Source organism: Vibrio clamense, from assembly GCF_050337905.1.
Classification (GTDB): Bacteria; Pseudomonadota; Gammaproteobacteria; order Enterobacterales; family Vibrionaceae; genus Vibrio; species Vibrio cortegadensis.
In genome coordinates this window covers 115,733-131,078 of the sequence record NZ_JAKJTJ010000021.1, presented here as the reverse complement: position 1 = coordinate 131,078, position 15,346 = coordinate 115,733, and the positions used below count along the sequence as shown (strand labels likewise).

The 15,346-nt window shown below is 42.7% G+C and carries 12 protein-coding genes; 3 read left to right on the top strand and 9 right to left on the bottom strand.

Annotation, left to right across the window (positions count from 1 at the left end):
- Positions 1-17: 17 nt before the first annotated feature.
- From L4C39_RS08295 to tig, 5 genes are all read right to left on the bottom strand, one after another.
- Positions 18-290, bottom strand: a complete 273-nt coding sequence (locus L4C39_RS08295; RefSeq protein WP_017051274.1) for an HU family DNA-binding protein — start codon at positions 288-290, stop codon at positions 18-20.
- 194 nt (positions 291-484) lie between these two features.
- Positions 485-2,836 (bottom strand): endopeptidase La, encoded by a 2,352-nt coding sequence (lon, locus tag L4C39_RS08290; RefSeq protein ID WP_017051273.1) that lies wholly within the window; start codon positions 2,834-2,836, stop codon positions 485-487.
- Positions 2,837-2,954: 118 nt separating this feature from the next.
- Positions 2,955-4,235, bottom strand: coding sequence for an ATP-dependent protease ATP-binding subunit ClpX (gene clpX, locus L4C39_RS08285; RefSeq protein ID WP_113795885.1), 1,281 nt, complete (start codon positions 4,233-4,235; stop codon positions 2,955-2,957).
- 83 nt (positions 4,236-4,318) lie between these two features.
- Positions 4,319-4,945 (bottom strand): ATP-dependent Clp endopeptidase proteolytic subunit ClpP, encoded by a 627-nt coding sequence (gene clpP, locus L4C39_RS08280; RefSeq protein WP_017051271.1) that lies wholly within the window; start codon positions 4,943-4,945, stop codon positions 4,319-4,321.
- A gap of 104 nt (positions 4,946-5,049) precedes the next feature.
- On the bottom strand, positions 5,050-6,348 hold the full coding sequence (gene tig / locus L4C39_RS08275) for a trigger factor (RefSeq protein WP_017051270.1): 1,299 nt from the start codon (positions 6,346-6,348) through the stop codon (positions 5,050-5,052).
- 527 nt (positions 6,349-6,875) lie between these two features.
- Here tig and L4C39_RS08270 point away from each other — a divergent pair.
- Positions 6,876-8,678, top strand: coding sequence for a sensor histidine kinase (locus L4C39_RS08270; RefSeq protein ID WP_429745349.1), 1,803 nt, complete (start codon positions 6,876-6,878; stop codon positions 8,676-8,678).
- A 10-nt stretch (positions 8,679-8,688) separates the two neighbouring features.
- Positions 8,689-10,032, top strand: coding sequence for a sigma-54-dependent transcriptional regulator (locus tag L4C39_RS08265; protein WP_429745347.1), 1,344 nt, complete (start codon positions 8,689-8,691; stop codon positions 10,030-10,032).
- Positions 10,033-10,386: 354 nt separating this feature from the next.
- Here L4C39_RS08265 and L4C39_RS08260 read toward each other — a convergent pair whose 3' ends face one another.
- From L4C39_RS08260 to L4C39_RS08250, 3 genes are all read right to left on the bottom strand, one after another.
- Positions 10,387-11,748: a TRAP transporter large permease gene (locus tag L4C39_RS08260; RefSeq protein ID WP_113795882.1), complete on the bottom strand. Its 1,362-nt coding sequence runs from the start codon at positions 11,746-11,748 to the stop codon at positions 10,387-10,389.
- Between the two features lie 3 nt (positions 11,749-11,751).
- Positions 11,752-12,438: a TRAP transporter small permease gene (locus L4C39_RS08255; RefSeq protein WP_429745345.1), complete on the bottom strand. Its 687-nt coding sequence runs from the start codon at positions 12,436-12,438 to the stop codon at positions 11,752-11,754.
- Between the two features lie 80 nt (positions 12,439-12,518).
- Positions 12,519-13,517, bottom strand: a complete 999-nt coding sequence (locus L4C39_RS08250; RefSeq protein ID WP_429745343.1) for a TRAP transporter substrate-binding protein — start codon at positions 13,515-13,517, stop codon at positions 12,519-12,521.
- A 369-nt stretch (positions 13,518-13,886) separates the two neighbouring features.
- On the opposite strand from L4C39_RS08250, the gene L4C39_RS08245 reads away from it, so the two are divergent.
- The gene (locus L4C39_RS08245) at positions 13,887-14,294 is read left to right on the top strand and encodes a thioesterase family protein (RefSeq protein WP_171756170.1); all 408 of its coding nucleotides are present in this window, start codon (positions 13,887-13,889) and stop codon (positions 14,292-14,294) included.
- On the opposite strand, the gene L4C39_RS08240 is transcribed toward L4C39_RS08245, so the two are convergent.
- Positions 14,272-15,180 carry a 4'-phosphopantetheinyl transferase family protein gene (locus L4C39_RS08240; protein ID WP_261889084.1) on the bottom strand — a complete coding sequence of 303 codons (909 nt, stop codon included), beginning with the start codon at positions 15,178-15,180 and terminating at the stop codon, positions 14,272-14,274. The two genes, L4C39_RS08245 and L4C39_RS08240, sit on opposite strands and share 23 nt — an antisense overlap.
- Positions 15,181-15,346 lie beyond the last annotated feature (166 nt).

The window sequence follows — 15,346 nt, the reverse complement described above, 5'->3', positions numbered from 1 at the left end:
TGCTCGAATAATCGAATCTAGTTACAAGCGTCTTTTAGTGCTTTACCTGCTTTAAATGCTGGAACTTTTGCTTCAGCAATTTGAATCTCTTCGCCAGTTTTTGGGTTACGGCCAGTACGAGCTGCACGAGTACGTACGCTAAAAGTACCAAAACCAACAAGTGCCACTTGGTCACCGGATTGAAGTGTATCGCCAACAGCGCTGATAAATGCGTCTAATGCGCGACCAGCTGATGCTTTTGAAATATCTGCGTTTTCTGCAATTGATTCTACTAATTGTGCTTTATTCACTGTGATTCCCCTTTGTGTCACCTATGATTATTTTTTTAAGGTGGCTTCGTTCCGTTTTAGATTTAAATTTAGCCTAAAGCCTTACTGTAACTGGGCTGCACGCTTTAGTGGATTAACTTAGCGTCCAAAAAAAACGCTGACAAGTTTTTTTGAACTTATCAGCGTAATCTTTTACTTATTTATGCTGTACATCACTATTTTTCAGCAGCAAACTCAACACCAGTAGGGTCTCGCTCTAATGCCACTTTAAGCACTTCATCAATCCATTGCACTGGAATGACTTTTAAATCAGCAATAACATTGTCTGGAATCTCTTCCAAATCACGCTCATTATCTTTCGGGATAAGGACCGTTTTAATACCACCACGGTGCGCAGCAAGTAACTTCTCTTTCAGTCCACCGATAGGAAGCACTTCACCACGAAGCGTAATTTCACCGGTCATTGCGACTTCTGCTTTCACGGGGTTACCCGTTAAGCTAGACACAAGCGCTGTACACATCGCGGTACCAGCACTTGGGCCATCTTTAGGTGTTGCACCTTCAGGAACATGAACGTGGATGTCACGCTTCTCGTAGAAGTCGGTATTGATCCCAAGCTTCTCTGCACGTGCGCGTACCACTGTCATTGCCGCTTGAATTGACTCTTGCATAACATCGCCAAGAGAACCCGTTTGAGTCAGTTTGCCCTTACCAACCATTGATTCTGTTTCAATAGTTAATAGATCACCGCCAACTTCCGTCCACGCAAGACCCGTGACTTGGCCGACACGGTTACTGTCATCAGCTTTACCGAAATCACAACGTTGTACACCAAGATACTCTTTCAAGTTATCCATAGAGACAGTCACACTCTTCAGGTCTTTATCTAGAAGAATGTTCTTCACTGCTTTACGGCAAATCTTGGAAATTTCACGCTCAAGGCTACGTACACCGGCTTCACGTGTGTAGTAACGGATTATGCCGATAATGGCAGAGTCTTCGATCGTGATCTCTTTAGGTTTCAAACCATTACGTTCAACTTGCTTCTCAACAAGATGTCGCTTCGCAATGTTTAGTTTCTCATCTTCGGTATAGCCCGAAAGACGAATCACTTCCATACGGTCCAGAAGAGGGCCTGGAATATTCATTGAGTTCGATGTTGCAACAAACATGACATCAGACAGATCGTAATCGACTTCTAGGTAATGATCGTTGAAAGCATTGTTTTGTTCAGGATCTAACACCTCTAAAAGTGCAGATGACGGATCACCACGCATATCAGAAGACATCTTATCGATCTCATCCAGAAGGAATAGTGGGTTTTTCACGCCAACTTTCGACATTTTCTGGATTAACTTACCCGGCATTGAGCCAATGTAAGTACGGCGGTGGCCACGGATTTCAGCTTCATCACGAACGCCACCAAGAGCCATACGTGTGTACTTACGTCCTGTTGCAGAAGCAATTGAGCGACCTAATGACGTTTTACCTACACCAGGAGGACCAACCAAGCACAGAATTGGACCTTTAAGCTTGTTGATTCGGTTTTGAACCGCCAAATACTCAAGGATTCGTTCTTTCACTCGATCTAAACCGAAATGGTCTTCATTAAGAATTTCTTCAGCTTTCGCAAGATTCTTCTTAACTTTTGAACGCTTCGTCCAAGGAACACCAATCATCCAATCAATGTAGCTACGCACAACGGTGGCTTCAGCAGACATTGGCGACATCATTTTCAGTTTTTGAAGCTCTTGTTCGGTCTTATCACGCGCTTCTTGTGGCATTTTAGACTCTTCGATTTTCTGCTTTAAAACTTCGAATTCGTCAACGCCATCTTCTGTTTCGCCAAGCTCTTTCTGAATCGCTTTCATTTGCTCATTCAGGTAGTACTCGCGCTGTGATTTTTCCATCTGCTTCTTAACACGACCACGAATACGCTTCTCAACCTGTAGCAGGTCAATTTCCGATTCCATTTGTCCCATTAAGAATTCAAGACGTTCTGTCACATCTTGAATCTCTAATACATGCTGCTTATCCACTAACTTAAGAGGCATATGTGCAGCAATGGTGTCAGCCAAACGCGCTGCTTCATCAATACCGTTAAGAGAAGTCAGTACTTCTGGTGGTATTTTCTTATTCAGCTTAATAAAGCCTTCGAACTGATTAATCGCACTGCGAACAATCACTTCTTGCTCTTTATCATCAAGTTCAGTCGTCGTTAGATACTCAGCATCCGCTAAGAAAAATTCATTTTCTTTAAACTGATGAATTTTCGCGCGCTGTTGCCCTTCGACAAGTACTTTAACGGTACCGTCTGGTAATTTTAAGAGCTGTAGAATGGTCGCGACCGTACCAACAGTGAATAGATCATCAATGGCAGGTTCATCGGTGTCGGCTTCTTTTTGAGCGACAAGTAATACTTGCTTGTTTGCGTCCATTGCTGATTCAAGACAGCTAATTGATTTTTGACGGCCAACAAACAATGGAATAACCATATGAGGGTAAACCACTACATCACGTAGAGGTAGTACGGGGATCTCGATACGCTCGGAACGTTCCAAGTTCATATTTTTCTCTCTTCCGCTTAGTCTTATGAGCAGTATATGGGGGCTAATTGGTTGGATTCAATGAAAGAATAAAAAAAAGGAGGTAATTGCTTACCTCCTTCGTATATTTGCTTATCGCTTACTCTGCGCCAGCGGCTTGATTGTCTGAATTGCTATAAATTAATAAAGGATCAGATTCACCTTTAATTACAGATTCATCAATCACTACTTTGCTTACATCTGTTGAAGACGGAAGCTCGTACATAGTATCTAGCAATACACCTTCTAGAATAGAACGAAGTCCACGAGCACCTGTTTTACGCTCCATCGCTTTCTTAGCAATAGCACGTAGGGCATCTTCACGGAACTCTAATTCGGTCTCTTCGATTTCAAATAATGCAGCATACTGCTTAGTTAGCGCATTTTTTGGTTCACAAAGAATTTGAATCAGTGCTTCTTCATCCAACTCAGTTAGCGTTGTGGTAACAGGAAGACGACCAATGAACTCTGGAATCAATCCATATTTCACTAGGTCTTCAGGTTCAACTTGGCTAAATAGCTCGCCAACCGTCTTCGTTTCGTCTTTAGAGCGAACTTCTGCTCCGAAACCAATACTTGAACCTTTTTCTACACGTTGCTCAATCACTTTATCTAAGCCGGAGAATGCACCGCCACAGATAAATAAGATTTTAGATGTATCTACTTGTAGAAACTCTTGTTGCGGGTGCTTACGACCACCTTGTGGCGGAACAGAAGCAATTGTACCTTCAACCAGTTTCAATAGCGCTTGCTGCACACCTTCACCAGATACATCACGTGTAATTGATGGGTTTTCAGCTTTACGTGAAATCTTGTCGATTTCATCGATGTAGACGATACCACGCTCAGCTTTTGCCACGTCGTAGTCACATTTTTGTAGCAGTTTCTGAATGATGTTTTCTACATCTTCACCTACATAACCAGCTTCGGTTAATGTAGTTGCATCTGCCATTGTAAATGGTACGTCTAAAAAACGAGCTAGTGTTTCTGCTAGCAATGTTTTACCACTACCAGTAGGACCGATAAGCAAGATATTACTCTTACCTAGCTCAACACCTTCACTCGTTGTATCACCATTACGTAAACGCTTGTAGTGGTTATATACCGCAACAGCTAGCACTTTTTTCGCGTAATCTTGGCCAATTACATAGTCATCAAGGTGCTCACGAATATCACGTGGCGTAGGAAGTGCCTCAGATTCTTTCTTAGGCAAAACATCCTTGATTTCTTCACGAATAATGTCGTTACATAGATCGACACATTCGTCACAAATGTAAACTGAAGGACCGGCGATTAGCTTGCGAACTTCGTGCTGGCTTTTGCCACAGAAAGAGCAGTAAAGCAATTTACCGCTTCCACTCTCTTTGCTTTTGTCTGTCATTCGCTAACCTCTTAGCCTTTACTCTTATGCTTTGAGTGTATATCAATTTTAATCAATTTGCGTTAAACAATTACCCTTGGTAACTATTCACCACGATGATTAAGAACTGCATCCACCAAACCGTATTCTACTGCCTGATCTGCAGCCATGAAATTGTCACGATCGGTATCACGCTCTACCACTTCTAATGGTTGACCCGTATGCTCAGCTAATAAATTATTTAGCTTTTGCTTAATAGTAAGGATCTCTTGAGCATGAATTTGGATATCTGAAGCTTGGCCTTGGAAGCCGCCTAGTGGTTGGTGAATCATTACGCGAGAGTTAGGTAATACATAACGTTTACCCGGCGCACCACCAGCCAACAGGAAAGCACCCATTGAACAAGCTTGGCCCATACATACGGTGCTCACATTTGGCTTAATAAACTGCATAGTGTCATAAATAGACATACCCGCAGTAACGCTGCCACCTGGAGAGTTGATGTATAGGAAAATATCTTTATCTGGATTTTCAGATTCTAAGAAAAGCAGTTGAGCCACGACAAGGTTTGCCATGTGGTCTTCCACTTGACCTGTTAAGAAAATTACTCGTTCTTTTAATAGACGAGAATAAATATCGTAAGAACGCTCACCACGGGAAGTCTGTTCAACCACCATAGGTACGAGTGCGTTCATGATCGGCGACATTGCATTGTTTTCTTGGTAGCTCATATTCTTATGTCCCTAAAATAAATGGCCCGGATGATATAATCACACGGACCATTGTTAGCAGAATAGTTTACGTTAAGTCAACCATCTACGAAATATATTGCTTATTAAGCTGGTTGCTGATTCATTAGCTCGTTGAAGCTAACTTCTTTATCAGAAACTTGAGCTTTAGCAATGATCGCGTCAATCGCTTGCTCTTCTAGAGCTACGTTGCGCATGTTTTGCATCATTTGCTCGTTTTGCTCGTAGTAAGCGATAACTTCTGTTGGATCTTCGTATGCTGTCGCCATCTCTTCGATAAGTGCTTTCACTTTCTCGTCGTCAGCTTTTAGCTCTTCAGACTTGATTACTTCACCAAGAAGAAGACCAACAACTACGCGACGTTTAGCTTGCTCTTCGAATAGCTCACGTGGAAGTTGTGCAGCAGCTTCAGGGTTACCACCGAAACGTTGTGCAGCTTGCTCACGTAGAGTACCGATTTCTTGATCGATTAGAGCAGAAGGAACGTCAATGTCGTTCTCTTTAACTAGACCGTCAAGCGCTTGCTCTTTGATGCGGTTTTTAACAGCTTGCTTAAGTTCACGTTCCATGTTCTTACGAACTTCAGCTTTAAGACCGTCGATGCCTTCAGCTGCGCCAAATTTAGAAACGAATTCATCGTTTAGCTCTGGAAGTTCACGCGCTTCAACTTTGTTTAGTTTGATAGCGAACTTAGCTGCTTTACCTTTTAGGTTCTCAGCGTGGTAATCTTCTGGGAAGTTTACTTCGATTTCGAATTCGTCACCTGCTTTCTTACCAGCGATGCCATCTTCAAAACCAGGAATCATTCGGCCAGCACCCATCTCTAGAGGGAAGTTTTCAGCTTTGCCGCCTTCAAACTCTTCACCGTCGATAGAACCAACGAAATCGATAGTTGCGCGAGAGTTCTCTGTTGCAGCTTCTTCTACTTCAGCCCAAGTTGCTTGTTGCTTACGTAGAGTTTCGATCATCTCAGCAACGTCTTCTTCTTTAACTTCTACTGCTGGTTTTTCAACAGTGATGTTAGCAAGACCAGCAAGTTCGATTTCTGGGTAAACTTCGAAAGTTGCGTTGAAAACGATGTCTTTGCCTTCTTCAGTCTCTACTGGTGCGAATGTTGGTGCGCCAGCTGGATTGATTTTCTCTTTAACGATCGCTTCGATGAAGTGACGTTGCATTACTTCGCCCATTTTGTCTTGACGAACAGCTTTGCCGTACATCTTAGCAACCATCTTCATTGGCACTTTGCCTTTACGGAAACCATCGAAACGACGGTTTTTCGCGATGTTGCGTAGTTCAGCTGTTACTGCATCTTCGATGTTAGCAGCTGGAACAGTAATGTTAAGACGGCGCTCTAGGCCTTCTAGTTTTTCAACAGTAACTTGCATTATATAAACCTCAAAACTGGCTCAGTAATCTGAGCGTATGAGCCGTAACTGAGGCAGTTGCCTTTCGTTGTTAGCATCATGTTTGTGTAGTGCTCTATCCGAACACCTAATTTAAAATTGAGCATCGATACCTAACGGGTGAAACCAAGGTTAAATATCGGACTAATCAGCGATATCTTTATTCAACTCAAAAATGAGTGATAAAAGGTATCTCCTATTAGCCTCAGGACAGAAATTTAGACGCGACATTCTAGCGATCTGAATCAGACCTGTCGAGTCGTTCACCTATGCATGGTGCTTAATGTCCTAAATTCTCGTGCTAAGTGATAAAAAAAGCATCAACTTATCATTAGACACATCAGAAATGGGGACAATAGCGACTTTTTCAAGGGAATGAAGGGCTTTTTTTATTAAAAAGCTCAAAAAGAGATCTTGCTCTTGTTTTGCAGCACATAGTTGATAATTTTTTCGCCATCGAGACATTCAAAGCCGTACCCTATTTATAGGAGCTGTACATGGAGAAAAGGATGTCCAAACTCAAACGTATCTCGCTGATTTTTGTCTTACTTTATCTATTTTGTGCTCTATTAGGCGGCCAATGGGTATGGAAACACAGCTACAATCTGTTGGTATTAGAACACCAAGCGCAGCTCGATCGCTTTGCCAGTCATATCACCAGTAAACTGGATAAATACGCCCATATTCCTGAATTACTCTCTCAGGATCAGGAGCTCGTTGATGCGCTTATTCAGCCCCAAAACAGCGCTCAAATTGAGTTGACCAACCGATATTTAGAACATGTGAATGATGTCATTCTAGCATCTGATACTTACCTCATTGATCAATATGGCACCACGATTTCTGCCAGTAATTGGGATAAAGAGCGCTCATTTGTCGGACGAAATTTCGCTTTTCGCCCTTATTTCAAGCAAGCAATTGTCGGCTCAGAAAGTCAATATTTCGCACTCGGTTCAACATCGGGGTTACGTGGTTACTATTACTCTTACCCTGTTACTTATGCGGCCGAAATTATAGGGGTTGTGGTGGTAAAAATGGATCTGTCCGCCATTGAAGATAACTGGAAAAGTAAACAAAACTATTTTGTCGCCAGTGATAAAAATCACGTGATCTTCATGTCGAGCAATCCAGATTGGCTATTTCACAGCTTATCGCCTCTGGCTGATACCAAAAAGAACGAGATTCTAGCGTCCCGACAATATTTGGATACCAATATCTCTAGTTTGAATTTTTCTGGCGATCTTTATCTTACTTCTACCGAGCTAACCCAACCCCATCAAGTTGGATTTCAGGGAGACTTTATTACTTCATCTCGTTCACTGCCCGGTGAGCACCTTACGATTCGCGTCATGTCTCCAAAAGTTTTAGTGCTTTGGGATACCTTGGGTTTTGTCTCTATATTGACTTTGATCTTCGCCGTGTTTTTTCTGATTTATCAATTGATCGCCCACCGCCAACAGAGGCAGCGTCAAATTGATCAAGTGCATATTGAGGCGAACCAAAAGCTCGAATTTCAAGTCATGGAGAGAACCGCTGAACTGCATGCTGAAATTCACCGACGAGCGAAAACAGAAGAAGCCTTAATACAGACTCAAGACGAACTGGTTCAAGCCGCGAAACTCGCGGTTCTGGGACAAATGTCTGCAAGTATCAGCCATGAACTGAACAACCCCCTTGCGGCCATTCGTAGCTACGCAGAAAACGGCAAACTGTTTTTAATGAAAGATAAACCAGATAAAACCATTGAAAACCTTACTCGTATTTCGTCACTAACAGAGCGAATGGCGAAAATAAGCCAGCAGCTCAAGTCATTTGCGAGACGAAGTTCAGCCAACGAATTGATCGATGTTCAACTTAACCCGGTAATACTCTCCGCCAAAGAGCTGCTCAAACCACAACTGAAATCAAGCCGAGTCAATTTTGATTGCCAGCTATTAGAACGAGATGAATCTGTCGTCATCAATCCAATCCAGTTAGAACAGGTGCTCATTAATCTGCTGACGAATGGTATTCAAGCTTTAGACAACATTGAACCCAAACAGCTATCACTCTCGATTGAACCCTCTGATGAGCATATCAATATTCACATCGAGGATAATGGTTCCGGCATTGATAGCGATAAAATGAACAACTTATTTGAACCTTTCTACACCACGAAGAAAAATGGTTTAGGTCTAGGTTTGTCTATCTCCCAACAGATTATGCAAAGTATGAATGGTAATTTATTTGTCAGTCGATCACCGCTGGGTGGTGCCCGATTTACAGTTCAATTACTGAACACCTCCCCTTCCCAACTCAAAAATAATAATTAAAGGAAGAAATATGTGTCACGTATTTTTTATAGACGATGAATCCGATTTAAGACACGCCATTGAGCAAAGTTTTGAACTTGCAGATATCGAAGCGCGATTTTTCCCTGATGCGGAAGAGGCACTGCTTGCAGCTGATAAAGATGGCCTCCCTCATGTGGTTGTAACGGATATTTGTCTTCCTGGGATTTCAGGGCAAGACTTGCTCAACTCGATCAAATACAAAGATCCAGATCTACCCGTTATTTTGATCACAGGCCATGGTGACATTTCAATGGCTGTTCAAGCGATGCATGATGGCGCTTACGACTTCATTGAGAAACCATTCGCACCTGAACATTTAATTGATACGGTAAAACGTGCGATTGAAAAACGCCAACTCACCATAGAAAACCAACAGCTCAAACGAACCTTGAAAGCCAGTCAGGCGCTAGGCCCACGTATCATAGGTAACACTGAGAGCATTCAAGTTCTGCGCGATACCATCACCCACATTGCTGATACCAGTGCCGATATTCTGTTATTCGGTGAAACAGGAACGGGTAAAGAACTAATCGCGCGTTCGCTGCATGAACAGAGCAGCCGAAGGGAGCAAAATTTCGTGGCGGTTAACTGCGGGGCTGTACCTGAAAACCTAGTAGAGAGCGAACTTTATGGTCATGAAAAAGGCGCTTTTACAGGTGCAGATAGTAAGCGAATAGGAAAATTTGAATACGCACAAGGTGGAACACTCTTCCTTGATGAAATTGAATCTATGCCAATGCAAGCTCAAATTAAACTACTTCGAGTACTGCAAGAGAGAGTCATTGAGCGTGTGGGTTCAAACAATCTTGTCCCTTTAGATATCAGAGTGGTAGCCGCGACTAAAGTCGATTTAAAACAAGCGTCGGCTGAAGGTTCATTTCGGCAAGATCTCTATTATCGACTCAATGTCGTCACCCTAGACTTGCCCCCTTTAAGACAGAGAAAAGAGGATATCCCGGCACTTTTTCACCACTTTTTGTTGGTCGCTGCTTCCCGATATGGAAAGACGGCGACCGCACTACCTCAATCCGATCTCCAAGCACTGCTTAGCCATGACTGGCCGGGGAATGTGAGAGAATTACGTAATGCCGCCGAGCGTTTCGTACTGCTTGGAAAACTCGCTCAACTTGGAGAACAATCCTGCTCCTCACTCGCGCAACAAAGTCTGATTGACCAAGTATCAGAGTTTGAAAAATCAGCCATAGAACAAGCTCTGATTGAGTGTGGAGGCAGTATTAAAGATACGATGTCACGGCTTAATCTTGCTCGAAAAACCTTATATGACAAAATGCAGCGCTACAATTTGGATAAAGATCGCTATAAGAATGACTAATTTTCTATAAACATAAAGATGAATATTATTTTCACATTATATTCATCTTTCTCCCGCTAGTATTAACTCATCAAAGCGAAATCGGTTATTACTTTTGAGTCTTACACGTTATTTATCCACTGCCTTAAATAGTATTTTGACTACAATAACCCCGCGAAGACACCCCCTGAATATTGTCCTTATTAGTGCTTTATTCCTACTGTCCTAGATACTCTTAGCCCCACCAATTTGGCGGGGCATTTTTTATTTGCTATCCAAGCTATCAATTTGAGTGGACTTATTTACTCGTAACTTTTGTCCTACTCAGTGATTAGTTACCTAACTGCTTAGCCACTTAGTTACTTATTTACTTAGCTACTTCGTGATGATTTCAGGCCCCATTAATGTTGTTGGTAGCCATGTTGAAACCCAAGGAACGTAAGTCACGATCATGAGGAATAGGAACATAACACCAACCCACGGAAGTGCCGCTTTCACTACATTCATCATCGACATCTTCGCCACCCCGGCAGTCACAAAGAGGTTGAGTCCAACAGGTGGGGTTATCATCCCAATTTCCATATTAACCACCATCATAATACCAAGATGAATCGGGTCGATACCCAGTTCAATCGCAATTGGGAAGACTAACGGCGCGACAATGATCAACAGACCCGATGGCTCCATGAATTGACCACCAATCAGCAATAACACGTTCACCACAATCAAGAATGCAATTGGACCTAGACCCGCAGAGAGCATTGATTCCGTGATCATCTGAGGAATTCGTTCTTCCGTCAGTACATGTTTTAAAATCAGTGCATTAGCGATAATAAACAGCAGCATTATCGTCAATTTACCCGCTTCATAAAGCGTATCTTTGGTGTCTTTATGGACAAAGGTTTGGACAATTTTCACTAAGGCTGGCTTGGTGTTTTTCTTATCAGCAAACGGTCCCATGTCTTTATAGATGAAGTTTGCGATAAAGAACGCATACACCGCCGCAACTGCCGCCGCTTCTGTTGGCGTGAAAATACCGCCGTAGATACCACCAAGAATAATAACAATTAACAGCAGTCCCCAACTCGCATCTTTAGCCGCAGCGAAGGTTTCTCCCCATCCGACGAAGGGTTGAGCCGGAATGTTCTTAATTCGTGCTGCAATGTAAATAGCGATCATCAACATGACACCCGCGAGCAACCCTGGGATCACGCCACCAAGGAACATACGACCAACCGATACATCCGTCGCAGCTGCATAAACAACCATCACGATAGAAGGTGGAATCAAGATCCCTAATGTACCCGCGTTACAGATAACCCCTGCCGCGAACTCTTTTGAGTAACCGTTCTTCACCATTCCGGCAATCACGATACTACCGATTGCGACAACCGTTGCTGGTGATGACCCTGATAAGGCTGCAAACATCATACATGCAACAACAGATGCCATTGCAAGACCACCACGGAACCAACCGACCATTGCAATAGCAAAACGAATAATACGCTTTGCTACCCCACCGGTAGACATAAAACTAGAGGCCAAAATAAAGAATGGAATCGCTAATAGTGTGTAGTGGCCAGCGAATGCATTAAATAGGGTTTGAGCGACCGACGCTAAAGAGGCATCTGAGTGCATCAATAGGAAGATCATGCTCGATAGACCTAGCGATATAGCAATTGGCACACCGACTAGCATGAACGCAATGACCATCAAAAATAGAAATAACATTGCCATGGTCTACTTCTCCTTACCGTTCGACTTTAGAGGTGAGGTCGCATCTTCATCGCTTCCTTCCAAGACTTGCGCTTTCAATGCTTCTAAGCCCTCTTCCGCTTCATGACCTGCGATCATTCGATCTAATTTGCCAGTGAAAACTTGGAAAGCAATTTGCGTGAATCTAAACGTAAGCAGTGCCATACCAATAGGCAGTGCCATATAAGGAATAAATCGCGGCAATTTTTCGTAACGTTCGCCTTCATTTAACCAGTCCGACATAAATTGCAGCATCTCTGGCATTGGGATGTCATCGGTTTCATACCAAGCGCGTTCTGTTGCAAACGGATACCAATAATTCCAAGAACCGATTAGCAGCAAAACTGAGAAGGCCAAACAACTCGTTACTGCAACTACTGCATAGGCCTTTCGTAACTTTTCAGGGGCCATGTTGATAACCACGTCCACCCCAATATGAAAGTGCTTCTTAACACCATAAGATGCGCCGACCAAAACCATCCACGCAAACATAAATACGGTTAGCTCCAAAGCCCATAAGATATTACCGTTGAAGACATAGCGAAAAACTACGTTAGCAAAAGTAAGTAGGGTCATTGCACCTAAAAAGAATGCAATCAGAGTTTCCTCAATTGCATCGGTAAATTTTCCGACTTTAGAAAAAAGAGACTGTTCCATTTGAGACTGCTCCATTAGATACGTCACTCTTGTTATTGTTATGAACGACACAATTATTCAGAGCGGCACAAACTCAGTGCCGCTCTAGGTTTTTACTATTTTTTATTAGACGCAAGAGCAGCATCGATCAAATCTGAACCGATGTCTTTCTCAAACTTTTTCCACACTGGTTGCAACTTATCAACCCATACTTGACGCTGATCAGCAGTAAGAGTACGTACCACGCCACCCGCTTCAATCACGTTATTTTTGTTTGCAAGGTTCACCTTCGATGATTCCGCATTACGAGTTGCCGTCACCTCTTTAACAATCGTGTCTAGCTGGCTACGAACATCATCAGGTAACTTTTTCCAGAAATCATTTGATGTCACGACTAGGTAATCCAAGATGCCGTGGTTGGTTTCTGTCACCCCATCTTGTACTTCAAAGAATTTCTTACCGTAGATGTTTGACCAAGTATTTTCTTGGCCATCGATAACCTTAGTTTGCAGGCCGCCGTAGACTTCTTTAAATGACATCTTCTGAGGGTTAGCGCCTAGCTGTTCAAACTGAGCAACCAGAACATCGGATGCTTGAACACGGAACTTCAACCCTTTTGCATCTTCAGGGGTAATCAATGGCTTATTTGCTGACATCTGCTTCATACCGTTATGCCAGAATGCAAGACCTTTTAGGCCACGACGTTTCATCGCATTCTTCAGAGTGTCGCCCGCTTCAGAGTTTTGGAAACGGTCAACGGCATCGACATCTTCAAATAGGAATGGAAGGTCAAAAATACGGTATTTCTTAGTGAATTTTTCAAATTTTGACAGCGACGGAGCTGCCATTTGAACATCACCATTGAGAAGGGCTTCCAGTACCTTGTTATCATCGTAAAGAGTCGAGTTTGGAAAAACCTGCATACAAGCTTTACCATTCATCTCCGTGTTTACACGCTCTTCAAGCAATGATGCCGCAATGCCTTTCGGGTGCTTATCAGTATTGGTTACGTGACTGAATTTAATCACGATCTCGCCTGGGTCACAGTTAGCAGCAGCATTAAAACTAGTAGCAGCAAGTACCGATAAAGACAGTAGAGTAAGAGGCTTAAACATTATTATTCTCCTTGATTGATCAAAACAGCCCCATCTATGGGTACTGTGTAATCCTTACAAGGCAATTTACGCGCCAACTTTATACAAACCATTAACAACCCTTTAACCACAAAGGATCGGATAGATAGCAATTCATGCCAGCCATCAACATGGGTAATTCCATGGGTGGGAAATGACCCATTAAAATTTATGGTATGGGGGAGATCTCGCCTATTGACATAAAATGGAGGTCTGACCAAGGCAGCCACGCTCTTAGAATATTGAAGTAATTTAGAAATTTAAGGTAAAGTGCCGCTAACCATATTGATTGTCATCGCTTCGGCGAGATATTACGTATCAACGACTGACTTACTTGAAGAGATCGTCGAGATGAGCAAAATTTACCACCACCCCGTACAAATTTATTACGAAGACACCGATCACTCAGGTGTTGTGTATCACCCTAATTTTCTGAAATATTTTGAGCGTGCTCGGGAGCATGTATTAGGGAGTGACATACTGGCGCAACTATGGAATGAACAAGGATTAGGTTTCGCCGTCTACAAAGCCAATATGACCTTTCAAGACGGGGTTGAGTTTGCTGAAATTTGCGATATTCGAACCTCTTTTGAATTAGATGGCAAATATAAGACATTATGGCGACAAGAAGTGTGGCGTAAAGAGGCAACAAAACCCGCAGTGATTGGGGAGATTGAAATGGTCTGTTTAGATACAGGAAAACGACTTCAACCAGTACCAGATGTCGTTTTAAACGCTATGTTGGGTCCTTCGATTTAAATGCCTCCAATTGTGAAAATAAGTCGGAAGTTTGAAACTCAATCATGTTGAGTTTTATTCCGGCTATACCCTCTGCACCTAGCGTCACGGCAAATCGATATTGGTCATCTACTCGGCCAAGCAAACTTTTCCAGTAAAGGTTATTGCATTGTTTATCTCGTGTAGACGTTTTTTTCGCGCCCTCACGATCGGGATCTTCGAAGAGATGAAGTTCAAGCCCTTGAAATAGGCGTAACTGACGACTCTGCCCAACTCTCTCTTTGCTCGAATTCGTCACGGTTCTCATTGCCTCAGTCCGCTCAGTGACCTTAGAAAAATCAAAAGAAAAACCTTTCAATGATGTCGCGAGCCCTGTGCCAGTAGCTTTAATGTAGGACTCTTTTAATGCCCATAAATCAAAAAATCTCGTAGGTTGCTGAGATTCATCCAAAGCCATTAATTGATCTATTTCTAAGTGCGAAAAATAGTGAGTCATGATCGATTGGATATTGGTGTTGTCTCGTGAATGTTCAATATCGACTCCCAACGCTATGGGATCCAAAACCGAATTATTCAAACAAACGGCCACCAACAAATAATCACGACTATGGCTGATGTTGAATTCAATTCCAGTTTTGGAAAATTGGTCAGCACTTAAACGAGGCTTCCCTTTGTCGCCATATTCAAAACGCCACCAGTTGGGATGACGGTTGGCATAACGGGACAAAATCGCACGCAAAAAGCAGCGCACATACAGACCTCTAAGACGATCTCGTTCCATTTTATAGCGGCTCACTTTTGCTATCTCATCGTCGGTTAACCATGCTTTAAGCTCTGCCGTTAATGCTTCGCTCTCATCAAGTTCTTCTATTGGGCACAACCACAAATCAACCACAGAATTAGACATAAAACCTTACTTTCCCCAAACTATAAAACGACCAATATTTGCACAATGCTATTTTTAACCGCTAGCCTACAAAAACTTATCGCTAAGCCAATAGCATAAGAGACCCACACTAAAAACAGCGATTCAAAGAAGTTACAGTAATTGTATATCAGAAACAAACAACTCC

Bases quoted from the DNA above. Each gene is read 5' to 3' on its own strand.
- lon (WP_017051273.1), bottom strand. From the start codon at position 2,836: ATGAACTTGGAACGTTCCGAGCGTATCGAGATCCCCGTACTACCTCTA.
- clpX (WP_113795885.1), bottom strand. From the start codon at position 4,235: ATGACAGACAAAAGCAAAGAGAGTGGAAGCGGTAAATTGCTTTACTGC.
- clpP (WP_017051271.1), bottom strand. From the start codon at position 4,945: ATGAGCTACCAAGAAAACAATGCAATGTCGCCGATCATGAACGCACTC.
- tig (WP_017051270.1), bottom strand. From the start codon at position 6,348: ATGCAAGTTACTGTTGAAAAACTAGAAGGCCTAGAGCGCCGTCTTAAC.
- L4C39_RS08270 (WP_429745349.1), top strand. From the start codon at position 6,876: ATGTCCAAACTCAAACGTATCTCGCTGATTTTTGTCTTACTTTATCTA.
- L4C39_RS08265 (WP_429745347.1), top strand. From the start codon at position 8,689: ATGTGTCACGTATTTTTTATAGACGATGAATCCGATTTAAGACACGCC.
- L4C39_RS08260 (WP_113795882.1), bottom strand. From the start codon at position 11,748: ATGGCAATGTTATTTCTATTTTTGATGGTCATTGCGTTCATGCTAGTC.
- L4C39_RS08255 (WP_429745345.1), bottom strand. From the start codon at position 12,438: ATGGAGCAGTCTCAAATGGAACAGTCTCTTTTTTCTAAAGTCGGAAAA.
- L4C39_RS08250 (WP_429745343.1), bottom strand. From the start codon at position 13,517: ATGTTTAAGCCTCTTACTCTACTGTCTTTATCGGTACTTGCTGCTACT.
- L4C39_RS08245 (WP_171756170.1), top strand. From the start codon at position 13,887: ATGAGCAAAATTTACCACCACCCCGTACAAATTTATTACGAAGACACC.
- L4C39_RS08240 (WP_261889084.1), bottom strand. From the start codon at position 15,180: ATGTCTAATTCTGTGGTTGATTTGTGGTTGTGCCCAATAGAAGAACTT.